General features: G+C 63.2%; 1 protein-coding gene. It reads right to left on the reverse strand.

Translation table 11 applies throughout. The features are described from left to right. The coding region (locus CVH10_RS26290) for a hypothetical protein (protein ID WP_181244723.1) at nt 1–247 on the reverse strand (247 nt) is incomplete at both ends.

The following is a 247-nucleotide window of genomic DNA, read 5'->3' on the forward strand; positions in this document are numbered from 1 at the left end:
CCTTGAGCGTTCCCTGCTCCGTCTCCAAGACCGCCTTCACATCGCTGATGATCTTGCCAGCGCCCTCGAATTCGGTCCAGTCGACCAGCCAATGCGCCCGTTTCGCGCCGGCAACGGCGGATTGCAATTCGCATTCCTGGCCAAGTCGATCGAGCGCGAAACGCCCGATGCCCTTCGCGCCGGTGACGACGCGACCGCCAACGGACAACCCGTCCATCTCTTTGGCGTCGGTCCCGATCACCATCCA

Source organism: Halomonas sp. ND22Bw (assembly GCF_003011945.1).
In the GTDB taxonomy this organism is placed as follows: domain Bacteria; phylum Pseudomonadota; class Gammaproteobacteria; order Pseudomonadales; family Halomonadaceae; genus Halomonas; species Halomonas halophila.